The organism is Dictyobacter alpinus (assembly GCF_003967575.1).
Lineage (GTDB): Bacteria > Chloroflexota > Ktedonobacteria > Ktedonobacterales > Ktedonobacteraceae > Dictyobacter > Dictyobacter alpinus.
Window position 1 is genome coordinate 79,787 of sequence record NZ_BIFT01000001.1, and the last position, 24,615, is coordinate 104,401.

The following is a 24,615-nucleotide window of genomic DNA, read 5'->3' on the forward strand; positions in this document are numbered from 1 at the left end:
CAGCTTGCTACTATGACCAGATTGTTTGAGTGGTGAGATAAAGGAAAAATTACCAGAAAATTCCTTCACCTTACCACTCAAATTTTACTTGTCAAAAAGAAAATGATTAGGACCTGCCGCAGCACGGCAGATATCAATACTTGCCTGACGACCTGTACGTTCGGGATAGTATTGCTTTACAGCCTGGCTTAAAGCATCTACAGCATCGCTGCGTACAAGGTTAATGGTGCATCCTCCAAAACCACCACCCATCATACGCGCTCCCAGGACGCCAGGAACATCTTTAGCAATGTCAACCAGGACATCTAATTCTTTGCAGCTTACTTCATATTCATCACGTAGGCCTGCATGACCAATCCAAAGAATTTTACCAGCCTCTTCGATTTCACCGGCTTCTAATAATTTGACGACCTGTAACACACGTTCATTTTCTGCAATGACATATCCTGCACGCTTCTGTAAAAGCTCTGGGAGACGATCTTTATAGCGCTCAAAAGTTTCGGGAGTTATATCGCGTAGCTCTTTAATTGCTTTGGCTTCGCTATTGTCAGGCTCATCTTGCAAAAACAACTCGCGAATCTTCTGTGTTGCCTCTTCGCACTGCTTCCGACGCTCATTATAGGCAGAGGAAGCTAGCTCACGGCGTACACTCGTATCAATCACTACGACAGATATAGTAGGATCTTCAAAGGGCAGGTAGCGATATTCTAACGAACGGCAATCCAGCAAAATAGCTTTGCGTGGTTGTCCCAAACATGAAGCTGCCTGATCCAGAATTCCACTCATCAATCCTGAAGCTTTGTGTTCTGCTTCCTGGCATAGAGCAGCTGTCTCAAGGGGAGTTAAAGTGGCGTTGTCTTCACCAATTGTAAAGGCATGATTAGAAAAGAGAGCATAAGCCTGAGCCGATGCCACTTCCAGGGCAGCTGAAGAGCTCATACCACCGCCAAGCGGGACATCTCCCGTCACAACCGCATCAAAGCCTTTTAATGGGACCTTAGCTCTGGCTAGTTCTGCAGCGACTCCGAGTACATAACGAGCCCAACCAGGTAATGGCTCACGTTGCTCATCAAATGTCTCGGGCAAACCAGCCAGTGAAAACTGCGCATAAGCATTGAAATGGGTAGACCAGAGACGCACTATCTGGTCATTACGTGTACGACCAGCAAACGCTGACACGCGATCTACGGCCAGAGGTAAGACGTAACCACCATTATAGTCTGTATGTTCTCCGATTAAATTCACACGTCCAGGTGCCCAGGCAGCGCCTAAAGGATTGGAATAAGTAACATCCTCATGGAAATACTGAGGAAATTTCTCAATAGCCTCTTTTACAGGAGGCAACAACTTCGTTGAGTCCATCAATTTTACTTTCTTTTTATCGTTTCTATGGCTGCGCGTAACTCTTGAGCCTTCTGAACAGGTGAAGAGTCATTCGCCCATAATCCCCAGACGGATTCAGAAGAGGCGGCATACTTCAGTTTACCTGGAGCTCGACCAATGGCCAAGATTTCTACATGAAAGTGAAAACGCTCATCCGCCAACTGGTGCAGTCCTAACAGATAGGGCATTGGTGCCATTTCTCCATCATTCAAAGCATTATAGCCCCGAATAACCTGCAACATTAATTCTGCCAGGTCGCGTAATTCATCGTCTTGCATAATGCCGATATTCGCAACGTGACGACGGGGATACAAATGCGTCTCATAAGGATAGCGTACATATGGTGGTAAGAAAGCTTGCCAGGTTGTATTCTCGGTTACCTGCTGCTCACCATCACTCAACTCTTCGCGTACACGACAAAAAGGACATCCACTACCAGCCTCATAGTCAAGGATCACGGTCTCTAACTCGCGCTCTAAAATTGATGGAATGACAGAAACACCATATGCCTGTCCATGAGGATGTTTCTGTGTTTGTCCAATTGAGGCCCCACTATTCTCAAAAATCATTACTGTGGGATAACGTGAGGACATGTCCTTGTAAAGATCACGCCAGAGCTTTGTTACCTCGAATACTTCATCCACAGTTAACTGTGGGAAAGTACGATTATGATCTCGGTTATAAATAACAACCTGAGCCTCACCAACAGGCGGCTTCAATGGAGGAAAATCGTTCGGATGTAACCAGACCTGCGTATCAGGCCCAACCAGACCATTAGTAATGTCTGCGCAAAAAGGACACTCATTGGTGCCTTCACGGCGATTCATGCGATGGGCAGCATTTACGAGGTATTGCCTTAGAATAGGATTCCAGACGAGCGGCGTTGTATATTCTTGCATACAGTGTATTCCTACTTATAAATGATGACGATGCTGAGAAACCTGGCTTCCCAACAAAACACAGCGACCTTGTTGAGAAAAAGATGCAAGCAACTGGCCCTTATCAATATGTTGTTCGACATCATTGTCGGTCAGGAGCCATTCATCCCAGGTCGTCTTGTCTGTAAAAAGGGCCCATGCAACTGGAGCTATTAAGCTTTTTGTGAGGCTAAGTAACTCTTGAGCATGAGCGAACCCTGGCTCTAGCTGTGTCGTAGGAGGTAAACCTGCATCCTCAAAGGCCGCAAAGGTACGTATAGAACACACGACACCTTCACGTACTTCTAAGACGCATCCCAGCCATAAAGATTCCTGCTGCTGAGCAACATCCTCTTGCCAGACACCAGCTATCAATGCACAATGGGCTGGTAAGCCCTGCATAAAAGCATTGATGGACTCTTTTTGCCATCCATGCCATGTATAAGATCCATTTTGTTGTTCTATTTTTAATGCAATATCCAGTAGTGGACGTGCATTATTCCACAAAGGTGATGCTGCATCAACCACTATTAACTCTTCAGCTAACACGCATTATGCTCCTCTATAGCGCAGTTTGCGTCAAAAAGACCTTGTTTTGATCAAGAAGGGGGTATCAGCATCTTTTCGATTCACCCATCAGACTTCGATCAAACACAGTTCGTACGAAGAAAGAAGGTCCTCTTTCTCATCTGCTATCCATAAGTATACAATACCCAGCTACTTTGTGACTATTCTAGCTATGCTGTGCTCCTGGATGCGAATAAAGCTGACCGCAGTAAGCAGCATTCACGATTGCTTTTCGATAACATGCTATAATTTCAACAAACGTTTTCTTGGAATTTTTTGCTAGCATCGAAAATTTGTCTCAAATGCGAGGAGGCGAACGAATGAGTACCTGGTGGTTAGCAAATTGTCTGATGCTGTTTGGGATTCTCGGATTGATTTTTTTGTCTATTGCCTCAATCCGCATTTTCTGGTACTATCGCGACTGTCGACCAGGCTCATTCCGCTGGCATATTCGAAACCATTACCTCAAACAGATTGCTGCAGTCGCCTGCCTTTTTTGCCTGGCCATGGCGGCAAGCTATAGCCTTTTATGGCAAGCATGGGCGATTCTCTATATTATTATTAGCTTCAAAATTGGCACCTGGTGGTTACGGCTGACCATCGATCAACGCTCCTGATAAAAATGCATTTGAGATCCTTCTCGCATGCACTATTTCATTTGAATGCTTCTCCATTTAAGCATTTCTCTCTATAAACAAAAAGAAATTGCTACATCGTTTTATCTCAAAGAAAGATAGTCAAACGGCCCGTTTGGGAAGGATCAATTGTATGCATGATACTCCATGGTATGAATCTTTTTTTGGTGAAGATTATTTCCGCCTTTATACCCCTTTTCTTCCACCAACAAAAACACAACAAGATGTTGAAGCGCTTATTAAACTTTTACATCTTGAGCCAAAAGACAGTGTTCTCGATCTCTGTTGCGGCTATGGACGTCATGCATTAGCTCTGGCACAATATGGCTGCCAGGTTACTGGGCTGGACTTAAGCCCGGTGTTGTTAGCAAAGGCCCGAGCCAGCACACTAGAACAACAGCAACAGATTCGTTGGCTGGAAAGTGACATGCGTAACATCCCTTTTTCAGGTGAATTTTCTGCTATCATTAATATGTTTACCTCATTTGGCTATTTTGCCAGTGATGAAGAAAACCAAAAAGTCCTTCAGCAGATTGCAAAAGCCCTCAAACCTGGAGGCGTATTTCTTCTAGAAACAATCTATCAACCACGTGTAATCCGCACACTAGCCCCCCATAGCATTATTCGTTATCCAGATGGGCTAATCGTATTGGAAGAACGCCAGGTAGATCTGTTGACCAGCCATAACGAGGTACGCATTACACTGATTGATCCAGAAGGGAAACGTCGCGAACATTTCCAATCTATTCGTATGTATACTCTTACTGAGCTTGTCTCTATGCTTTCAGCTACCGGACTTAAGCTACAGGCTTATTATGGCGGCCTTGATACAAGCCCTTTAACACTGGAAAGTCGCCTGGTTCTCATTAGTCAAAAACAGTAGAGCTTTTCTCAAATAGCAGCATAAAATTTCTCAGCAGAGCCTTATTAGTACCTCCACTGGATCTATGTTGAGGCAATTCAGATACGAACTATCGCCAATAAAGCAGCGCACCTGGTGGAAATGATTTAATTCTATAGACTCATGGTCGCTGAATGCGCTATAATGGGCAAAGCTACCAGATTTTTTATTCCTTGGTGAGATCATGTAGAGGGTGTAAAAGGATAAATGCCAGATACACCATTGCCAGGACCGCGAAGGCTTCTCAGGCACCAAAAGAAAAATTTTTCTGCCCTTCTAAATGTCGACAGTGGCTCTGGCGAGGCTCACCAGCAAGGGTAGCTCTTATCATACAAGGCCTATTTTATCACAATAAATGCATAAGGAAGGTACATGACCGTGCCCTGGTGTAGATTTTTTATTCCGAAGATTGCTTCACCTGGAGTGAAGCCAGGTGACCCCGATTTAAATGAATACATTGCATATGCAAAGTGCGTGAAAGGCCATGTACTACGCGATGCAAATGACTGGATTCAGTGTGAAAATTTGCCTTCACCTGACGCAAAATGTTGGCAAGAAGGCGGAGATACGCTTTTTACCTTGACTGCACGTCGACGTAATGAGGACAAGGAAGCTTCCTCAAGCGTTCAAAGCCAGGAAGGGCCTAAGACACATTCAAGCAAGTCCTGAGGTTTCATGGGTAAACATATATCGTCCTCGACGTTAGCTGTTCAGTTGGCACCAGATCAGGTAACCCAGGTGCAAAATTCACTTCTCGCATGGTATGCTCAGGAACAGCGTGCGCTGCCCTGGCGTATGACAAGTGATCCTTATGCAATCCTTGTCTCAGAAGTTATGCTGCAACAGACGCAAGTTGATCGCGTATTGCCAAAATATCAGCAGTTCCTGGCTGCATTTCCAACCCTGGAGGTTCTAGCGAAAGCGCCCACGGCCGCTGTTATTGACGCCTGGGTTCCCCTGGGATACAACCGACGTGCAATTAGTTTACAATCAATTGCACGACAAGTACTCGCTGAATATGACGGCCGTATCCCTGATACGATTGAGGAACTACTGAAGCTCAAAGGCATCGGTCGCTATACCGCAGGTGCTATCGCCTGTTTCGCCTACCATCAACAGGTGGCGACGGTGGATACAAATATCCGCCGCGTTTTGCATCGTGTCTTTCTGGGCCTTGAGCATCCTGAACCCAAAATCAATGATGCACAGATGCTTTTGCTCGCTGAACAGGTACTCCCTGATGGACAAGCATATAATTGGCATCAGGCACTGATGGATATGGGAGCAACCATCTGTAACAGCAGCAATCCTCTCTGTGGAAAGTGCCCGTTACAAGAAAGTTGCGGAGCTTATGCCGAGATGAGTCAGTATAGCCTTTTTCCATCGGGAACCGTCTTACGCCAATTGCGCAAAGTAGCTGAGAAAAAACCACGCTATCAAGCACAACCTTTCACCAGCACTAACCGCTATTTTCGAGGACGCATCGTTGATCTGTTACGCTCATTGCCGGATCATCAACGTATCCCTCTAGCAACGTTGGGATCCACGATTAAGCCAGAGTTTAGTGAAGAGGACCATGCCTGGTTACAGAAAATCATTGATGGTTTATTAAAAGATGGCTTACTCGATGTTACGGAGGAAGGTGTACGTTTACCTTAAAAAGTTCGACTTCTCTAAATCGTGTATACTGAGGCTATATTTTTGGTGGCAAAATTATAGGTACGGAGGAAATAAAGCGTTGCGACTCACAAGCACTAACGATATAACGAAACATCATAGACATATTTTTATCGCTCCACATCTGGATGATGTTGTTTATTCATGTGGAGGTACAATCGGAGTACAGGTTAGTTCTGGACTCCACCCATTAGTCATTACTCCTTTTGCAGGTGCCCCTTCTGCTACTCAAAAATTGAGCCCATTGGCACTTCAAGTCGCTCGTGACTGGGGTGTCGGCGATGCCGAGGGCGCGATTCGTCTTATGGAGGAACGGCGCAAAGAGGATGCTCAGGCACTGGATTACTTACAGGCAGATTATTTATGGCTGGATTATCCGGAAGCAATCTATCGTGGCGATCCTGGTTACTATACAAGCAAAGAGCAGCTCATGGGTGGCGAAGTACATCCTTCCGATCGTAGTATTGATGATGAACTGGGTAAATTATTAGTAGAACTCCATGATCGCCTACCTGATACAGCCTGGTATGCACCATTAGGTATTGGCCGCCATGTAGATCATCAGATCATTTGTTCTGCCGTCGATCGCCTGGTCCAGCGTGGCGCTAAGGTCTTCTTCTATGAAGACTTTCCATATGTACAGCGCGAAGCGGGTGCTTTAGAGGCACGTTTACAGGAACTTGGTGGAGAATTTGAATATAACCTGGTAGAGGTTTCTGAAATGATCCCCCTGAAAATAGAGGCGGCCAGTATGTATCGCTCACAGATCACGTCAAACTTTGTTAGCCAGGAAGCGATGCAAAAAGATATGGATAACTACGCAAAAAATATCAGACCAGTTGAGACAGTTCGCCTGGAACGTTATTGGGTGGCACGTTAAGATAAAGTGTTCCTCAGCAAAAAGTCAGCAAAAGGAAGAGAATGGGATGCCCTCCTTTCTCTCTTCCTTATAGCACATATATATCCCCGGCACAAAGACAGAGGACATTAAAACTGACCTGGGCGGATGAAGGGAAAGTAGGAGTGAGGATCGATGAAGGGGTTAGAAGGCTCAAAATTAGGACGGTATGAACTACGGTTTCGTGTGGCCCAGGGAGGAATGTCGGAGGTCTACCTCGGCTATGATCGCCGCGTTAAACGGTATGTCGCGGTAAAAGTTCTCTATGGCAGTGATGAACCGTTTGTACGACGCTTTGAACGAGAGGCGCGTGCAGTGGGGGCACTCTCTCATGATCATATTTTGCCACTGTACGACTTTGGAGAACAGCGTCCCTGGTATTATCTTGTAATGCCTTTTGTTGAAGGCGGCACGTTACGCGACTACCTCCATAAACGTGAACGTTTAACACTTGAAGAGGCTGGCAGTTTCTTAGAACAAATCGCGTCTGCGCTGCAACATGCCCATGAACATGGGGTGGTTCATCGCGACGTTAAACCTTCCAATATCTTGCTCAGACTCGATGGACATGCCTATCTGGTAGATTTCGGTCTGGCAAAAGCAAAGATTGAAGCTGAATTTCAAACCCATTCGGGTGCAATGGTTGGCACACCTGAATATATGGCACCTGAACAGTCCGATGGCCGCAACGATTTTCGTAGCGACATTTACTCGCTTGGCATCATTCTTTATCAAATGTTAACAGGAAACGTCCCTTTCATGGCTGATTCTCCTGTCGGGGTTACCTTAAAACATATCCAGACCCCTCCCCTACCACCTACTCAGTTAAACAGTGATATCCCGCCAGCAATAGAAGAAGTTATGTTGAAAGCCCTTGCCAAGGCACCTGAAGAACGTTTTCAAGAAGCACAATCCTTTGCTTTCGCCTATAAAATGGCGCTCATTCAAAAACGGACCCGTGATCTCGGAGAGGAAGCATTGGCCTGCGTTTTTAACAGCGATAGTGGCATTAGCTATAATCAGAACACTCAGCAACAAACAGATAATACTATGGCGGCCATTGAACAGATTACGACCCAACTCAATATCCCATCCACTAAACCGCAACTCTTTCCACTGGAAAGAGATGATTCATCGCTCCTACCTTACACATCAGAGATGTTCAAGCAGAAAAAGCGCTTTAATCCATTTTTAAGCATTTTACTGGCCTTGGTATTGCTGCTTTGTATTACATTGCCACTCTTTTACGTTTGGGAAACACGACCAATACAAAAACCTCGGCCACGGCCAACTCCAAACAATATGGTTCATCTCTATGCAACTGCGACAGAAATAGCTCACATTCACGCCCAGTCGACCCTGGCTGCTCAAGCACGCATTCAGACCACTACAGCGATTACATCAGCAGTAGGGGCAGGCAAAATCCTTTACTATGATGATATGAATAGAAGAAGTCCTGGCTGGATTAGTGATGGTAGCCAATGTTACTTCACCCCACAGGGCTACCATGTCTATACCGGACTGGCTCATGCCGTGGCCTGGTGTTATTCTAATCAACAACGTTTTACCAATGTAGTAATTTCTGTCCAGGTGCAAATGCTTTATGGGGATTTTTGTGGCTTGATCTTTCGCCTGAATCCCTCTAGTAAGTCCTTCTATGCACTGGAAATCAATAGCTATGGCGCATATCGTTTGCAACGTGCACGGGGCAACGATCCATCACGCTGGCTTACACTCATCGATTGGACGTACAACAACGCACTGCAACAAAACTACCGACAAAATAATACTATACTAATGGTTACTAAAGACTCACAATTCCAGGTTTATATAAATAAACAACTAACTATCTCATCATTCACCGACACTGCCTATAGTGGCGGCTTGATAGGTTTTTTAGTAGGGGGTGATAGCCACAGTGGAACTGAAGCCGTTTTTAAGAACGTAGCTGTATTCAAAAAACAGACTGATTGAGCAATAGAGCCACTACTTTAAACATAAAAAGTAGGACCTACGTGCTAAACTACAACGCAGCAGCGGCTTTGTTCGTCTTTAGTACAGATAGAAAAAATATTCTCAAAAAAGAGAATTTCTATGACCAGGACATTTCGGCAACGCAGAAAGAAGCATTTATGGTAACACAGCATACCGTTTATCTGGCTTTAGGCTCCAATCTTGGCGATCGTCAAACATTGCTTCGAGCAGCTATCCAGGAGCTACAACAAATTGTAGATATTCAACGCATATCTTCTATCTATGAAACGGAGCCAGTAGGATATCTGAATCAGCCACGCTTCTTCAATCTTGTCTGTTATGGCAAGACTACCTGCACCCCTCAAGAACTTTTGAAGCGGGCGAAAGCCATTGAACAACAGTTAGGGCGTCAACCCTCTGTTCGCAATGGTCCACGTCCAGTGGACATTGATATTCTCTTGTATGATACGCGCATACTCACAGACAATACCCTGATCATACCCCATCCTCGGATGCATGAACGAGCATTTGTCCTTGTCCCACTCACGGAAATTGCACCTGATGTGGTCGATCCACGAAGTAGTAGTACAGCACAGGAACTTTTACAGTCAGTCTCATTGGATGGCATTACCAGGACAAACGTCCAGTTGTAAACTGCCCCCATTGCGTAGATAGAGAGGAGCAACAGTCAGCAATAGATCACTAAGGGACAAAGTACCTGGGTCATTTGCCTCTTAACAAGACGTAGCCGACCATGCTATAATGCGGATACGACATTTGATACAGGTTGTTATGAACACATTTACCTCACATCTTCTTAGATGTGAAAGACATAGGGAGCACTCGTGGAGGGAGTTCTGTTAGATATAGACCAACAAGCAAAGGCAGCCGCAGATATAGCGTCTGACAAAAAAGCATCCGACGTTCTCTTACTTGATATTAGAGATGTGAGCGTCATCGCCGACTACTTTGTTATCTGTAGCGGTAACAGTAATCGTCAGATTCAAGCCATCGCCGATAGCATAGACGAAGATTTAGGGAAGCAGGGAGCTGTACTGCTTCACCGAGAAGGTAACGCCGATTCAGGATGGGTACTTCTCGACTTTGGTGGTGTTATCGTTCATATCTTCGGGCCTAAGGAACGCGAATATTATCGCTTAGAACGCCTTTGGAGTGAAGCAAAAACAGTTGTTTACCTACAATAAATACTATATGTAGAAAAGGTGGCGACGATGACATTTTTTCGTAATCGTTTGTTCCTGGAGGGAATTGCTCTGGGCGGTATCTGTGGCATTGTAATTGGCTCCGTTATCGCTTTTACACTCGGTGAGAGCAGCGTAGAAGCCGTACGCCGCACTATCCAGGACAGATTCCCAAGCAAACGTGAAGTGCCTTTTAAATATCTCTCGCAATAATTTTTTTGCAGACATATGTAAAATGTGCTTTTAAGAAGATCGTTTGGTAATCGCAATGGTCACGTTCTGAACAATAATACAGGTAATTAGAAATGCTGTATTGCAATGAGTCTGCTGCCTTGAGATGGTGATAGAAGATCAAATATCTTCTTGCTTTGAACGTAATCACCATCTTCTGTCTGGTAACAGATAATTGCTTTTTACAGTTAGTAGTCAAGTGATAGCGTGAGGAAGAGGTGGGGTGTGAGGACTTTCGTAATTACTTGTTGTGCCTGTTTGATTTTGAGCGTGGCCTTTTTTGCTGCCCTGGTACCTTTCCAGCAATCAGTAAAAGCCCAGGCTTGTCAACCAGATATACTAAATTCAACGCCAGAAGCAACACCGGTACAGGCAGATCAAGGATCCATCCATCTAAATGAGATACTGATTATGCCAACTATCTCCACACTACACTGTTCGCCCCCGGCAAATACTATTACAACCAATACTCCCTGGATTGAGCTCTACAATTCATCAAACCAATCTCTTCAACTCACACATGCGAGCATTGATAGCGGTCCGAATACAAGTGTTTACAATTTTTCTATCACTTCTGTTTCTGCGCATAACTTCATCGTTATATTTCCATTCACGACTCAATCTACACCAATTAGTACCACATCGGTGCTTCGACTAACTATCAACGGGATAGTAATCGATCAAGTAACAATTCCCCAGCTCCTTCCTGATAATGCTTATGCACGTACTCCAGATGGCAACGGCACCTGGCATGTTACTGAACATCCAACGCTTGGAGAGAGTAATACTATACAAAATCCAATTTCCACACCAACAAAAGCAACGCCCACACCCTTCATCCACCATAGTAAACCAACGGCCACTCCCAAATCACAAAAGCCTGCAAAGAACAAATCAACTACCAAAAGCGTGAAAAACAAAAGTAACAGTGAGTCGTCAGATCAAAATACTGATCAACTAACAAACAAACAGCAAAATGTACATACGAAAAAGAACTATCCACAAGCAAAATGGCAAGATGTGCATGTTCCAGTATCAAAAAATAAACATGAAAATAAAAGTACACCTCCAGCAGCAGTAACTGCAATCACTCAAAGTTCTGTAGATATACCACATAAAATTATACTCTCTTTACTTGCTATAGCACTTACATTCACTATCTGGTGGTGTCGTAGACTCTTCTTCAAATCTTAATGCGTACTTAATATATAGAGAGGCTAACTTTTATGTGGATCAATATAGCAACGTATAGAGTACAGCGGGGATAAACCAACACACACGGAACGAGAAAAAAACATGACATCTCAAGCCAACGCATTAAAAAATCCGGCCCATCACAGCCATCGAGTAAAGATCGCTATTATTGGTGGGGGAAGCCTCCATTGTGCAACCTTCATGCAAAGCGTTATTCAGCAACCAGAAGTATTGCGTGGGTGCCAGATCACTTTAATGGATATCGATGAAGAGAGTCTGGATCTTATCTATACACTTGGTACTAAACTATTTCAGCAAAATGGAGTAGAGGTAGAGCTCAAAAAAACAACCAGTCAGGAAGAAGCAATAGAGAATGCTAATTTTGTATTGACGACTTTTAGAACCGGGGGTCTTCAATCACGTGTCATCGACGAAAAATTACCGCTACGCCACAATCTTCTTGGAAATGATACCATTGGTGCTGGTGGCTTCTTCCATGCGCTACGCAACGCCCCTGTTATTGCAGGTATCGCCGCAGAAATAGAGAAACTGGCACCCAAAGCTTTTTTGCTCAACTATACAAGCCCAAGCAATATCACGACTGAAGCAATTTCTCATTACAGTGGCATTCGCGTTATCGGGCTTCAAGATAATACATTTGCTAAAATAGCAACGATTGCGCAATACACTGGTGCTCAATTTGAACCGCCTGAACATCTCCATGCACGTAAAGTTGGCTTAAGTAATGCCAATTGGACTACGGCTATCTGGAGTGAGGGCGAAGATGTTTTAGCGCAAGTTATTCAGTGGTGTGAAAAATTCATACAACACAAGCCTGAAATGACGGTAGAAAATTATCCCTATATTTTATTAGCCACTCTGGCAACCCGCTATAATGCTATCCCATCCTATTACATGCACTACTATTACTTTCCTGAAATCGTCCTTGAATATCAACAAAAACAATCACAAACGCCCACCGAATCACTCCTGGCACAACTACCCAGAATGATTCAATCCTATAAACAGGAGGCTCAAAAAAAACATCCCGCTTCTATACAATTGCCAGAGGTCCCAGGTGAACTTGGACCTGACGACTTTGCTCTTTCTATCATTCGTTCAATCCTGAATGATACAGGAGAAGAATGGGTATTAAACGTTCCCAATAAAGGATCATTGAACTTTCTGGCTGACGACCGTGTGGTTGAATTACCTTGCCGCGTGGATGCTCGTGGCGCAACACCACTTACCCAGGAAGATGGAGGATTAAGTATCGATCAGAAAGGCCTGATAGCGGCTCTGGCAGAGTATGAAGGTGCCGCAGCACGTGTAGCACTATGGGGTAATCGCCAGGAGGCAATCAAAGCCCTGGCAGCTAATCCTCTGGTCTGGTCCTACAGCAAAGCTGAAAAGATATATGATGAGTTGGCACATGCCCATAAGAAGTTTCTTCCTCAACGCTTATTCAAGTAATATGAAAATGCTTGGAAAGGTCCTTTGGTCAAGCTCAAAATGTAGCGCTAGTGATTTTCTGTCAGTAGCCTCCAACAGGATAAAACAAAAAGCGGAACAATGCGCACAAATCTCTGCAATTCATGAATTACGCTTTTATCCTTCACATTCCTGGATATGCATGGTATTATCAATAGAGTAAAAATGTTCATCACTGCTAAACGTTGGCCCTAATAGCCAGAGGAGGGTAAACAAGATGAGCATCGTAGAGCAGCCAGCGATCACTACCACAGAATCACTCTACACAAAGTTGTCAGAGAAGACAAAAGCACAGATTGTTCATGAACTTCAAGAGGTATCAGGCAAAGCTCATGTCCTTTATACACATTATGACCTCACTTTGTATGAGTATGACGCCTCTATTGAACGTGCACGTCCAGATATAGTTGTATTGCCTGCGAACAATAAAGAAGTTGCGAGCATCGTTAAGATAGCCAATCGCTATCACGTTCCGGTAGTACCTCGTGGGGCTGGAACCGGCCTGAGCGGGGGCGCAGTCCCAATTTATGGCGGCATAGTTATTACCTTCACGCGTATGAACCAGATCCTCTCAATAGACTTTGAGAATCTTCGGGCTACCGTCGAGCCTGGTCTGGTAAATATCCATCTTAGCCAGGCCCTTAATCCCTATGGTTATGCCTATGTACCTGATCCTAGCAGCCAACGCTCATGCACAATCGGAGGCAATGTGGGAGAAAACGCTGGCGGTCCTCATACGTTGGTTTATGGAGTTACCACCAACCACGTCCTCGGACTAGAAATCGTCACATCCGAAGGTGAGATCCTGGAAGTAGGCGGAGAAACATATGATACTCCCGGCTTTGACCTTACAGGCCTGCTTATTGGTTCAGAAGGGACACTCTGCATCATCACAAAGATCATTGTCCGTATAGTTCCTATGGCCGAGTATGTTAAAACAATGGTCGCGGTGTTTGATACCATGGAGGATGCATCCAATACCGTTTCAGATATCATCGCCTCTGGTGTTATTCCAACAGCTATTGAAATGATGGACCAGATGATCCTCCAGGCTGTTGAGGCCGATACACATGCGGGTTATCCGATGGATGCTGCAGCCGTGCTATTAATGGAAACAGAGGGCATGAGAGAGAGCGTTAAGGCTCAGTTAGAAGAGATTGTCACCACATGTAAAAAAAATCGGGCACGAGTCGTCCGTATTGCTGCAAATGAGACCGAACGTCAACTGCTTTGGGCCGGGCGCAAAAATGCCTTTGGCGCTGTAGGACGTATTAGTCCTGAATTTTATGTTCAGGATGGCGTAGTTCCGCGCTCACAGCTTCCTTATGTACTGCGTGGTATCAGTGAGATCTGTCAACGTTATAACTTAAAAGTGGGTAATGTCTTCCACGCAGGAGACGGTAATCTACATCCTCTGATCCTCTTTGATGCTCAGATCCCTGGAGAAATTGAACGAGTCCGTCTGGCTGGCCATGAAATCCTTGAGCTTTGTGCTGCAGTTGGTGGTACAATCACAGGCGAGCATGGTGTGGGACTGGAAAAACAGGCGGAAATGGCTTTGATCTTCAACGAGATAGATCTTCGTGCCATGCAGTATGTCCGTATTGCCTGGAATCCAGACCAACTTTTCAATCCTGGCAAACTATTTCCTCTGCCAGGACGTTGTGCCGATGTTAAACAACTATAGCCTTGCTATTTTCCAACTCATGCTGAATCCGGGGGTATTTTATGGCAGAGGTAGCTCCATTTACATCACTGTTCCGTCAACAATTTCCACAACTGCATATCATTGATGATCCAGTCCAATTACTCGACTATACTGTCGATGATCGTCTGCCTGGCATGCTTATCCAGCCACAAACAGTTGAGGAGGCTGCCCGGATTGTTACCATGCTCCATGAACAAAAACTAAGCGTGCTACCTCGCGGCAATGGCACGCATATGGCCATAGGGGATCGCCCAGAACATATTGATGTACTGCTTGAAACAACTGCACTTAATCGTATTCTCGAACACGAAGCAGCAGATTTAACATGTCAGATACAAGCAGGCATAACGTTGAGCCGATTTCAGTCGCTCCTCAAGAACAAAGGTCAACGGCTGGCACTGGATCCTCCCAATGCAGAATCAACAACCATTGGTGGCATATTGGCAACAAATGATAGTGGTCCAAAACGCTTACGTTATGGTAGCGCACGCGATCAAGTTCTCGGCCTACGTGTCATTCAAGCAAACGGAGAAATCAGTCGTAGTGGCGGGAAGGTTGTTAAAAATGTTGCGGGCTATGACTTAAACAAACTTTATATTGGCTCATTTGGGACGCTCGGGATTATTGTTGAAGCAAATTTCAAACTCTATCCATTAGCACAGGCTGAACGGACCCTTCTCTTCACCTTTGAGAGTATTGAAACTGCCATGCAAATGACTATTGCTCTTACCACTTCACCAATAATGCCGAGCGCACTAGAATTGATCTCACTTCATGGCCCAAAGGACGCATCTCCGTTCTTCGCTTTTCCTCTTCCAGGTAGAGGCTACACATTGGCAGTTAACTTTGAAAATAGTACAATAGCCATGACACGACAAATAAATGAGGCACGCAAAATTGCGCAAAACCATCATGCGCTTTTGCGAGAAGATCTGGAAGGACAAGAACAAGAGCGCTTCTGGCAAATGGTTGGGTTGCAGATACAAAGTGCGCTCAGTTGCAAAATCAGTATACCAGTTACGCACGTAGCTGAACTAATACATCAAATAGAAATAACCTGCCAGAGTCAAAATTTGGTTGCAAACATTGTGGCTCATGCTGGCAATGGTATTATCTATGTCGAGCTTGGTCCATATGACGCAGAAAGCAGAATTATCACTGCCATCACTGAATTACGCGCTTTCGCCCAGGCAAAAAAAGGAAGCCTGGTATTAGAACGCTGCCCGATCCGTATCAAGCAGCATATGAGCGTGTGGGGAGAGCCGCGAGCAGATTTCTATCTGATGCAGCGGCTCAAGCAACAATTTGATCCAGATGGAGTATTTGTGAGAGGGAGATATTTAGGAGGATTGTGAGTACAACTGAAAACTTATGTCTGGTAACTGCACAGCCAGAATTTATTGACGCAGCATTGGCAGAATTACATGCTCTTGATCAGAGTTTAACCGATGAAGGCGAAATCGCACCGGGTATTTCACTCTGTCGTGTCCAGGATGTGGCACGATTTATGAACATCGTAAGCAAAACACATCCTACATTTACACGCCATCTAGCACCTGTACAAGCTATTGTTGATATTGATAACAGCGAGGACGATCTAGGAGCAATAGCTCTAGCGACGGTGCAATTGCCAGGTTTTGCTCAGATTGAGCGTGGTACCCATTTTGCGGTCCAGAGTCGATTACTGCAAACTGACAAAAGCCAGGGCCCTCGCGCCTATAGTGGCGGACAGATCAATAAAACGCTCGCCGAAGCTCTGGCTGAAGAAACAGGTGCAATAGAAGATATCAAAAAACCCCAGGTCATTATCTCACTTCTCTGCACAATGCAAAAGGGCTATCTTGGCATTTCAACTGCGGAAGACAACCTGAGCGCCTGGCCAGGAGGAGCTCGTCATTATGCCCAGACAAAAGAGCAAATCAGTCGCGCTGAATTCAAGTTACTTGAAGCTCTAGAGGTTTTTGGTGTTATACTACCATCACATGGACAGGCTCTCGACCTTGGTGCCGCCCCCGGAGGATGGACCAGACTTTTACTGGATGCAGGACTACAAGTAATAGCAGTTGATCCGGCCAGACTTGATCCCCGTCTAGAGCAGCGTAAGGGACTTGAGCACTATCGCGGTTATGCTGAAGATTACCTGGAGGATGCTGTTCAACAGGGCAAACAATACGATCTGATCGTTAATGATATGCGCATGGATGCTCGTGAAGCCGCCCGTCTCATCAGTAAGGCTGCCAGTTGTCTGCGCACCGAAGATGGATTTATGATTAGTGTCTTCAAATTGCCCCACGCAGCATTAGGTATTGACCCATTTGTCAACCTGAAAGAAGCGCTACAGATCCTTAGAGGAAGTTATAATATCGTACAAGCGCATCAACTCTTTCATAATCGACAAGAAATAACTGTGGTTGCAGCTCAGCCCATTCCTCAAAAGAGAAGACCTCAACCAAACAGGCCATCTCAAGGAAGAATTCAGCCGCCACAGCGACCATATCAGGAGAGAAGATCCCAAACTCAGAGATCAACTTCTACACGATGGGTTCAAAAACCAGGACAACCTCGAGAGCAAGGTCAAGGTATCCGACAATCTGGATCGACGAGATCTCAGGGCCAGCAGTCACAGCGGTCTTCGTACCAAAGAAGGTCACAATCACCGAGACCGGCCCAGCCGAGAACCACACGACCAGAACATCACTAATACAATGAAGGTTGGTAAAAACATGAACCGGGAGTACACCCAGACAAGTGCAGTGCAATTCATTCCCCCCAAAGAAGGGCCACTACAACGCCATACACACACCTATGATTTGATGCGTCAATGTATCCATTGTGGTTTTTGCCTTCCTACCTGCCCAACTTATGCTGTGCTAGGTGTTGAAATGGATTCACCACGTGGACGCATTTATCAAATGCAGGCAGTAGCGGATGGAAAACTTGATATCTCGGATGATTTCATAGAACACATGTATTGTTGTGTGGGCTGCCGGGCTTGTGAAACAGCTTGTCCATCAGGAGTACAATTCGGAAAGCTTATTGAAGCCGCGCGGGAACAGATTCAAATCACAAGCAATGGGGTTGCGGCCGAGGAAGGCCCACAAGCCAATGAGCAAACCGAGTATGAGGAAACAATCGTCCCTACAGCAATGAGAAAGCAAAATAACCTGCTTGCTAACTTACTACGTCAGTTCTTCTTTGGGATCATGCTTCCGTCGCGTACAGTCCTCTCAATCGTTTTTGGAGGCCTTAAGGTCTATCAAAGAAGTGGCTTACAAAAGATAGTCCGAAGAGCGGGTGTTTTGGACGCTGTAAATAATCTACCCACGCCATTTCAAGGCAAACTGAAACTTCCTGAAGAACTTATGGACGCGGCGGGAGGAGATATCATAACTCGTCCATTAGCTGAAGTCACACCGGCCATCGGCATACAGCGCTACCGGGTAGGTGTCATCAGCGGCTGTATTATGGATCAAGTCTTTCACGATATCAATGAAGCCACGATCCGTGTACTGGCTGCTAATGGTTGCGAAGTTATCACTCCACGCCAGCAAGGCTGTTGTGGTGCGTTACATGTACATGGAGGCGAAGCGGATAAAGGCCGCTCGCTAGCCAGGCACAACATTGATGTATTTGAGCACTACAACTGCGACGCGATTATTATTAATTCGGCTGGCTGTGGATCGACACTGAAAGAATATGACCATCTTTTAAGAGATGATCCCCAATATGCTAAAAAAGCACAAGATTTTAGTGCCAGGGTTAAGGATATCAGTGAATTCTTAATGAGCATTGAGCCCATTCAACAGATGGGAGAAGTTCAACAAACGGTGGCGTATCATGATGCATGCCATTTGCTGCATGGACAAAAGATCAAACAACAACCACGGCAGTTACTCAAGTCTATTCCTGGGATCAAAATCGTCGATTTAGCAGAATCGGACTGGTGCTGTGGAAGCGCGGGCGTCTATAACATCACCAATCAAAAAATGGCCCAGGAATTGCTAGAACGCAAAATGAATAATGTTGAAGCGACTGGTGCTAATATTATTGCTACAGGGAATCCTGGCTGCATGATGCAAATTGCGATGGGGGCACGTCAACGCGGTCTCCAACTAGAGGTTATGCATCCAATCCAACTATTGGATACAGCATACAATCAAGGTGGGGTTTATGAACAGGACAACAAAGATACTGTTACTAAACAAACACCAAAGCCGGTCATTGCTATTGCAACAGGCCTGATCATCGCAGGGGCCTTTTTATTACTCAGACCACGGTATAATCGAACCAAAGACAAATAGTTCAGTTTGCAGCAAGTATAGTTTGCACTAAAAAAGCCAACATCCGATGTTGGCTTTTTTAGTGCAAACTATACGACAAACAAAAAAGACCTTACTCGTGCTGAGTAACGTCTCCTGTGTTCTTGATCAACCGAAATACGGTATATCCTCAATTTTGCCGAGTCACTGGTCAGCCATGATTGAAGCTGAGAAGCACTCACGCGAGGTCCACGATGAAGATACTCACTGAAACAAGCCGTACGATCATTAGGGCGACTTCGCTGCGCCTGTTACCAGGTGTCCACGTGTCGTCTATCTACCAGGTCGTCTTCCTGGGATCTTGACTTTCCGAAGAAAGTGGGAAAACTCGTCTTGGGTGCGGCTTCGCGCTTAGATGCTTTCAGCGCTTATCCCTTCTCGACATAGCTATCCAGCTCTGGCCCGGGCGGGCCAACTGGCGCACCAGCGGTCGAGCCATCTCGGTCCTCTCGTACTGGAGATGACGCCCCTCAATTTTCCTACGCCCACGACGGATAGAGACCGAACTGTCTCGCGACGTTCTGAACCCAGCTCGCGTGCCGCTTTCATGGGCGAACAGCCCAACCCTTGGGACCTACTCCAGCCCCAGGATGCGACGAGCCGACATCGAGGTGCCAAACCTTGCCGTCGATGTGAACTCTTGGGCAAGATAAGCCTGTTATCCCCGGGGTAGCTTTTATCCGTTGAGCCACACTCCTTCCACTCGGGAATGTGGGATCACTAAGCCCGACTTTCGTCCCTGCTCGACCTGTCCGTCTTGCAGTCAAGCTCCCTTCTGCCTTTGCACTCTTACGGGTGATGTCCATCCACCCTGAGGGAACCTTTGGGCGCCTCCGTTACTCTTTGGGAGGCGACCGCCCCAGTCAAACTACCCGCCTGATCTTGTCTACGTCCCGGCTCACGGTGACGTATGAGAAACAAACCGCAACGAGAGTGGTATTTCACTGTTGTCTCCCCCTCCCCCAAAGGGAAAGGTTCTCCGACTCCCACCTATGCTACGCACGCTTCAACTCGTTTCCAGGTCAAGGTGTAGTAAAGCTCCACGGGGTCTTTTTGTCCTGTCGTGGGTAACCCGTATCTTCACGGGTACTTCAATTTCGCCGAGTCCTCTGTCGAGACAGCGCTCAACTCGTTACTCCTTTCGTGCGGGTCGGAACTTACCCGACAAGGAATTTCGCTACCTTAGGACCGTTATAGTTACGGCCGCCGTTCACCGGGGCTTAGATTCGCAGCTACGTGCACCGCTCCTCGTAACCTTCCGGCACTGGGCAGGAGTCAGCCCCTATACTTCCGCTTTCGCGTTCGCAGAGACCTGTGTTTTTGGTAAACAGTCGGTTGAGCCAATTTCTTGCAACCCCCTCACGCTCCTGCAAGCAGGCTCGCTACTAGGGCACCCCTTCTTCCGAAGGTACGGGGTCAATTTGCCGAGTTCCTTAACAGAGGGTCGCTCGATCACCTGGGGAGATTTCCCCCTGCCTACCAGTGTCGGTTTGCGGTACGGGCGGAGAAGATTCTGGCGAGAGGCTTTTCTCGGCGGCGTAGGGGCCAATGACTTCCGCAGACTTGCGTCCGCTCGCTGCACGTGTCATGCACAGGAAACCGGGATTTTCCTCGGTTTCGCACTTCGCCGTACAGACCCATCCTGTCCAATCGATGGGCTCACCTTCCTTACCGCGTCCCCCCATTGCTCATCACAAATTTCTCCGGTGCAGGAATGTCCAACCTGCTTGCCATCGCCTACGACTATGACGTCCTCGGCTTAGGACCCGACTCACCCTGGGACGATTGACGGTGCCCAGGAACCCTCAGGCATTCGGTGTGTCTGGTTATCACAGACATGACGCTACTCATTCCGGCATTCTCACTTCTGATCGCTCCACCAGTCCTCACGGTCTGGCTTCTCTGCTCCAGAACGCTCCCCTACCAATCCTGCAAAGCAGGATTCCATGGCTTCGGTACCTCTCTTAAGCCTCGATACGTTGTCGGTGCCACGACACTCGACCAGTGAGCTATTACGCACTCTTTAAATGGTGGCTGCTTCTAAGCCAACATCCTGGCTGTTTGGGCGTTGTGACCCCCTTTGACACTGAGAAAGGATTTTGAGACCTTAGCCGATGGTCTGGGCTGTTTCCCTTTTGACGACGAAGCTTAGCCCCCGCCGTCTCACTTGCATGCATGCTGTCCTGGCATTCGGAGTTTGGTTGAGTTTGGTAACCAGCACTTGGCCCCTAGCTCATTCAGTGCTCTACCTCCAGGATAGTGTTTCATACAGCTGTACCTCAATACATTTCGGGGAGAACCAGCTATCTCCGTGTTCGATTGGAATTTCTCCCCTATCCACAAGTCATCCCCCAGTTTTGCAACACTGGTGGGTTCGAGCCTCGACGGACTGTCACATCCGCTTCACTCTGCTCATGGATAGCTCACACGGTTTCGGGTCGCATCGCCGCAACATCTGCCTTGTTCAGACTCGGTTGCCCTGGGGCTCCCCAGCTTTAACGCTGGTTAACCAGGCTACGACGATGCACTCGCCGGATCATTCTACAAAAGGCACGCCATCAGCCCTTAGTTCCGCAACGGAACAGTGGCCTCTGACTGCTGGTGAGTACGTGGTTTCAGGGTCTGTTTCATCCCCCTCTCGGGGTGCTTTTCACCTTTCCCTCACGGTACTTGTTCGCTATCGGTCGCTAAAGATGTGTAGCCTTGGAGGGTGGTCCCCCCAGCTTCCCACAAGGTTTCACGTGCCTCGTGGTACTCAGGATACCGATCCACGTTAACAAACCGTCCTTTACGGGACTCTCACCCGCTCTGGTCGCGCTTTCCAACGCGTTCAAGTAGTTCGTCATTGCTTGTTATCGGTCCTACAACCCCGACCATCTCGAAAGATGATTGGTTTGGGCTCCTCCCGGTTCGCTCGCCACTACTACGGGAATCTCGGTTGATTTCTTTTCGTCGAGTTACTGAGATGTTTCAGTTCACCCGCTGCCCCCCGTCACTGCCTATGTGTTCAGCAGGCGGTCTCCAGACATCACTCTGGAGGAGTTGCCTCATTCGGAATCTTGGGGTTCATGGCTTGTATGCAGCTCCCCCCAAACGTTTCGCCGGTCTCCGCGTCCTTCTTCGGTCTTTAGCGCCAAGGCATCCACCTCGTACTCTGTGTAGCTTGTTCTCTTCTCTTCATCATGTTTGATCTGTGAATGCTTGTTTACCGTTCTCCCTCTTGCGAGAAAGAACAGCGATCCTCTGCTTCAACTCTGGCTGACCTATCATGGCTCAGCAAAATTGAAGATATACGGTATTTGGTTGTCAAGGTGCGATGCTGGCAGGTACAACGCCGTAGCGTGGCCCTGTTGACCCCAACATCTGGAGAGTGGAAACCAGCCCAACTGCTGGATGAATACTTTCGTCGTCCTGTTCGACCTGGAAGTGTGACATCTTACTGGCCATACTCACGCATGACCGATGTCAAAGCTCCCTAGAAAGGAGGTGATCCAGCCGCACCTTCCGGTACGGCTACCTTGTTACGACTTCACCCCAATCACTGACCCCACCCTCGACGCTTGCCCCTCTTGCGAGTTAGCCCAGCGGCTTCAAGTGTTGCCAACTTTCGTGGTGTGACGGGCGGTGTGTACAAGACCCGGGAACGTATTCACCGTAGTGTGCTGACCTACGGTTACTAGCAACTCCAACTTCATGGAGGCGGGTTGCAGCCTCCAATCTGAACTGAGGCCAGGTTTGACGAGATTGGCTCCCTCTCGCGAGTTCGCAACTCTTTGTCCTGACCATTGTAGCGTGTGTGTCGCCCAAAGCGTAAGGGCCGTGCTGACTTGACGTCATCCCCGCCTTCCTCCATTTTAAAATGGCAGTTTCGCTAGAGAAATTCAACTAACGACAGGGGTTGCGCTCGTTGCGGGACTTAACCCAACATCTCACGACACGAGCTGACGACAGCCATGCAGCACCTGTGGATCCGCCCCGAAGGGACAACCAATTACGGCTGGTGCAAATCCATGTCAAGCCTTGGTAAGGTTCTTCGCGTTGCATCGAATTAAACCACACGCTCCGCTGCTTGTGCGGGTCCCCGTCAATTCCTTTGAGTTTTAATCTTGCGACCGTACTCCCCAGGCGGACCACTTACTGTGTTAACTGCGACACTGAAGGGGTCGATACCCCCAACGTCTAGTGGTCATCGTTTACGGCTAGGACTACCAGGGTATCTAATCCTGTTCGCTCCCCTAGCTTTCGCACCTGAGCGTCAGGTACTTCCCAGGACACTGCCTTCGCCATCGGTGTTCCTCCGGATATCTACGCATTTCACCACTCCACCCGGAATTCCGTGTCCCTCTGAAGCCCTCAAGTCAGACAGTATCCGAAGTACTTCGTCGGTTGAGCCGACGACTGTCACCCCAGACTGATCTGACCGCCTGCGTGCGCTTTACGCCCAATAAATCCGGACAACGCTTGCCCCCTACGTATTACCGCGGCTGCTGGCACGTAGTTAGCCGGGGCTGATTCCTCTGGTACCGTCCGTTCTCGTCCCAGAGAAAAGCAGTTTACGATCCGAAAACCTTCATCCTGCACGCGGCGTTGCTCGTTCAGGGTTGCCCCCATTGACGAAAATTCCTCACTGCTGCCCCCCGTAGGAGTCTGGGCCGTTCTCAATCCCAGTGTGGCTGATCGTCCTCTCAGACCAGCTATCGATCGTCGTCTTGGTAAGCCATTACCTCACCAACAAACTAATCGAGCGCAGGCTCATCCTCAGGCGCCCTTACGAGCTTTGCTCTTCCTCGCGAAAGAGCGTATGCGGTATTGTCGGCGATTTCTCGCCGGTATTCCTCACCTGATGGTAGATTGCCCACGTGTTACTCACCCGTCCGCCACTCCCTGCTTGCGCAGAGCGTTCGACTTGCATGTGTTAGGCACGCCGCCAGCGTTTATCCTGAGCCAGGATCAAACTCGCCATCCAATTTTTATGATTCATTCCAACTCAACGAGCAGGAAGAAATTGCATGAGAATTGCGATCAAGGCCAAGTCTTCCAACATTGGCTGTAATTTGTTCGCAGATTATTGTTGTGATCGCCGAACGCGAACGTCCGGGATCGAATTGACAGGAACGTGAAACCTATTCATGTGTTCCAGTTGCTGTTCTGCTTTCCACTCTTCAGTTGTCAAGGTGCCGACGAACCGGAGTTCGCCTGTGTTTACGAGCAGATCGTCTGTTTTCGTGTCTCTGTCTCGTGTAGCTGTAGTATCGCAGATCTGTTGCGCTTTGTCAAGCGTTTCCCCAACCAATTTTTTGGGCCTGCGAAATCTCGTTACCCCGCTCGTTGGAGCCAGAGGAAACGTGACATCCTGTACAAAAAGGCATAACCTTCCCGTTCTCACCACATTCGTTGGGAAATACACAGGAGATCAATGATCTCGAGGGAGCCACCTTAGCGTGGCACAACTGGCGCGAAGGGACAGGAGCACCGTCACTCGAAGAGCTCGGTGATTGTCGTTTTCTGCAGCTCGATG

The 24,615-nt window shown here is 47.2% G+C and carries 18 protein-coding genes and 2 rRNA genes; 15 read left to right on the forward strand and 5 right to left on the reverse strand.

Going from position 1 to position 24,615, the window contains the following annotated elements; translation table 11 throughout:
- Window positions 1-84 precede the first annotated feature (84 nt).
- The 3 genes from galK to EL633_RS00340 are packed head-to-tail and all read right to left on the reverse strand — an operon-like array spanning window position 85 to window position 2,849.
- The gene (galK, locus tag EL633_RS00330) at window positions 85-1,362 is read right to left on the reverse strand and encodes a galactokinase (RefSeq protein WP_126625288.1); all 1,278 of its coding nucleotides are present in this window, start codon (window positions 1,360-1,362) and stop codon (window positions 85-87) included.
- Between the two features lie 5 nt (window positions 1,363-1,367).
- Window positions 1,368-2,282 (reverse strand): galactose-1-phosphate uridylyltransferase, encoded by a 915-nt coding sequence (galT, locus tag EL633_RS00335; protein WP_126625289.1) that lies wholly within the window; start codon window positions 2,280-2,282, stop codon window positions 1,368-1,370.
- Between the two features lie 15 nt (window positions 2,283-2,297).
- A complete protein-coding gene (locus tag EL633_RS00340; protein WP_126625290.1) occupies window positions 2,298-2,849 on the reverse strand; it encodes a hypothetical protein in 552 nt (183 codons plus the stop codon).
- A gap of 338 nt (window positions 2,850-3,187) precedes the next feature.
- Here EL633_RS00340 and EL633_RS00345 point away from each other — a divergent pair, with 338 nt between their 5' ends.
- The 14 genes from EL633_RS00345 (at window position 3,188) to EL633_RS00410 (ending at window position 19,079) form a co-directional block, all read left to right on the forward strand.
- Window positions 3,188-3,484: a hypothetical protein gene (locus EL633_RS00345; protein WP_126625291.1), complete on the forward strand. Its 297-nt coding sequence runs from the start codon at window positions 3,188-3,190 to the stop codon at window positions 3,482-3,484.
- Between the two features lie 151 nt (window positions 3,485-3,635).
- Window positions 3,636-4,385 (forward strand): class I SAM-dependent methyltransferase, encoded by a 750-nt coding sequence (locus EL633_RS00350; RefSeq protein WP_126625292.1) that lies wholly within the window; start codon window positions 3,636-3,638, stop codon window positions 4,383-4,385.
- Window positions 4,386-5,078: 693 nt separating this feature from the next.
- The gene (locus tag EL633_RS00355) at window positions 5,079-6,062 is read left to right on the forward strand and encodes an A/G-specific adenine glycosylase (RefSeq protein ID WP_126625293.1); all 984 of its coding nucleotides are present in this window, start codon (window positions 5,079-5,081) and stop codon (window positions 6,060-6,062) included.
- A 79-nt stretch (window positions 6,063-6,141) separates the two neighbouring features.
- Window positions 6,142-6,960 (forward strand): PIG-L deacetylase family protein, encoded by an 819-nt coding sequence (locus EL633_RS00360; protein WP_161981830.1) that lies wholly within the window; start codon window positions 6,142-6,144, stop codon window positions 6,958-6,960.
- A 153-nt stretch (window positions 6,961-7,113) separates the two neighbouring features.
- Complete coding sequence (locus tag EL633_RS00365; protein ID WP_126625295.1) at window positions 7,114-8,952, forward strand: serine/threonine protein kinase; 1,839 nt, start codon at window positions 7,114-7,116, stop codon at window positions 8,950-8,952.
- Window positions 8,953-9,110: 158 nt separating this feature from the next.
- Window positions 9,111-9,605 (forward strand): 2-amino-4-hydroxy-6-hydroxymethyldihydropteridine diphosphokinase, encoded by a 495-nt coding sequence (folK, locus tag EL633_RS00370; RefSeq protein WP_126625296.1) that lies wholly within the window; start codon window positions 9,111-9,113, stop codon window positions 9,603-9,605.
- A 192-nt stretch (window positions 9,606-9,797) separates the two neighbouring features.
- A complete protein-coding gene (gene rsfS, locus EL633_RS00375; RefSeq protein ID WP_126625297.1) occupies window positions 9,798-10,157 on the forward strand; it encodes a ribosome silencing factor in 360 nt (119 codons plus the stop codon).
- Between the two features lie 27 nt (window positions 10,158-10,184).
- Window positions 10,185-10,367: a hypothetical protein gene (locus tag EL633_RS00380; RefSeq protein ID WP_126625298.1), complete on the forward strand. Its 183-nt coding sequence runs from the start codon at window positions 10,185-10,187 to the stop codon at window positions 10,365-10,367.
- Between the two features lie 243 nt (window positions 10,368-10,610).
- Window positions 10,611-11,579: a hypothetical protein gene (locus tag EL633_RS00385; protein ID WP_126625299.1), complete on the forward strand. Its 969-nt coding sequence runs from the start codon at window positions 10,611-10,613 to the stop codon at window positions 11,577-11,579.
- A gap of 102 nt (window positions 11,580-11,681) precedes the next feature.
- Window positions 11,682-13,052: a family 4 glycosyl hydrolase gene (locus tag EL633_RS00390; RefSeq protein ID WP_126625300.1), complete on the forward strand. Its 1,371-nt coding sequence runs from the start codon at window positions 11,682-11,684 to the stop codon at window positions 13,050-13,052.
- 235 nt (window positions 13,053-13,287) lie between these two features.
- Window positions 13,288-14,757, forward strand: coding sequence for an FAD-linked oxidase C-terminal domain-containing protein (locus tag EL633_RS00395; RefSeq protein WP_126625301.1), 1,470 nt, complete (start codon window positions 13,288-13,290; stop codon window positions 14,755-14,757).
- 41 nt (window positions 14,758-14,798) lie between these two features.
- Window positions 14,799-16,133, forward strand: coding sequence for an FAD-binding oxidoreductase (locus EL633_RS00400; RefSeq protein ID WP_126625302.1), 1,335 nt, complete (start codon window positions 14,799-14,801; stop codon window positions 16,131-16,133).
- Window positions 16,130-17,479 carry an SAM-dependent methyltransferase gene (locus tag EL633_RS00405; RefSeq protein WP_126625303.1) on the forward strand — a complete coding sequence of 450 codons (1,350 nt, stop codon included), beginning with the start codon at window positions 16,130-16,132 and terminating at the stop codon, window positions 17,477-17,479. The genes EL633_RS00400 and EL633_RS00405 overlap by 4 nt, the downstream gene beginning before the upstream one ends.
- Before the next feature lie 112 nt (window positions 17,480-17,591).
- A complete protein-coding gene (locus EL633_RS00410; RefSeq protein WP_246039195.1) occupies window positions 17,592-19,079 on the forward strand; it encodes a (Fe-S)-binding protein in 1,488 nt (495 codons plus the stop codon).
- A 226-nt stretch (window positions 19,080-19,305) separates the two neighbouring features.
- Here EL633_RS00410 and EL633_RS00415 read toward each other — a convergent pair.
- Window positions 19,306-22,266, reverse strand: a 23S ribosomal RNA gene (locus tag EL633_RS00415).
- Between the two features lie 130 nt (window positions 22,267-22,396).
- On the opposite strand from EL633_RS00415, the gene EL633_RS00420 reads away from it, so the two are divergent.
- On the forward strand, window positions 22,397-22,576 hold the full coding sequence (locus tag EL633_RS00420; RefSeq protein ID WP_126625305.1) for a hypothetical protein: 180 nt from the start codon (window positions 22,397-22,399) through the stop codon (window positions 22,574-22,576).
- Here EL633_RS00420 and EL633_RS00425 read toward each other — a convergent pair.
- Window positions 22,577-24,063 (reverse strand): 16S ribosomal RNA (locus EL633_RS00425).
- Together the 16S and 23S rRNA genes form the textbook arrangement of a ribosomal RNA operon.
- Window positions 24,064-24,615 lie beyond the last annotated feature (552 nt).

Excerpts from the sequence above, each read along its gene's own strand:
- folK (WP_126625296.1), top strand. The coding sequence starts at position 9,111 with ATGGTAACACAGCATACCGTTTATCTGGCTTTAGGCTCCAATCTTGGC.
- EL633_RS00345 (WP_126625291.1), top strand. The coding sequence starts at position 3,188 with ATGAGTACCTGGTGGTTAGCAAATTGTCTGATGCTGTTTGGGATTCTC.
- EL633_RS00395 (WP_126625301.1), top strand. The coding sequence starts at position 13,288 with ATGAGCATCGTAGAGCAGCCAGCGATCACTACCACAGAATCACTCTAC.
- EL633_RS00410 (WP_246039195.1), top strand. The coding sequence starts at position 17,592 with ATGCGTCAATGTATCCATTGTGGTTTTTGCCTTCCTACCTGCCCAACT.
- EL633_RS00365 (WP_126625295.1), top strand. The coding sequence starts at position 7,114 with ATGAAGGGGTTAGAAGGCTCAAAATTAGGACGGTATGAACTACGGTTT.
- EL633_RS00390 (WP_126625300.1), top strand. The coding sequence starts at position 11,682 with ATGACATCTCAAGCCAACGCATTAAAAAATCCGGCCCATCACAGCCAT.
- galK (WP_126625288.1), bottom strand. The coding sequence starts at position 1,362 with ATGGACTCAACGAAGTTGTTGCCTCCTGTAAAAGAGGCTATTGAGAAA.
- galT (WP_126625289.1), bottom strand. The coding sequence starts at position 2,282 with ATGCAAGAATATACAACGCCGCTCGTCTGGAATCCTATTCTAAGGCAA.
- EL633_RS00350 (WP_126625292.1), top strand. The coding sequence starts at position 3,636 with ATGCATGATACTCCATGGTATGAATCTTTTTTTGGTGAAGATTATTTC.
- EL633_RS00355 (WP_126625293.1), top strand. The coding sequence starts at position 5,079 with ATGGGTAAACATATATCGTCCTCGACGTTAGCTGTTCAGTTGGCACCA.
- EL633_RS00400 (WP_126625302.1), top strand. The coding sequence starts at position 14,799 with ATGGCAGAGGTAGCTCCATTTACATCACTGTTCCGTCAACAATTTCCA.
- EL633_RS00380 (WP_126625298.1), top strand. The coding sequence starts at position 10,185 with ATGACATTTTTTCGTAATCGTTTGTTCCTGGAGGGAATTGCTCTGGGC.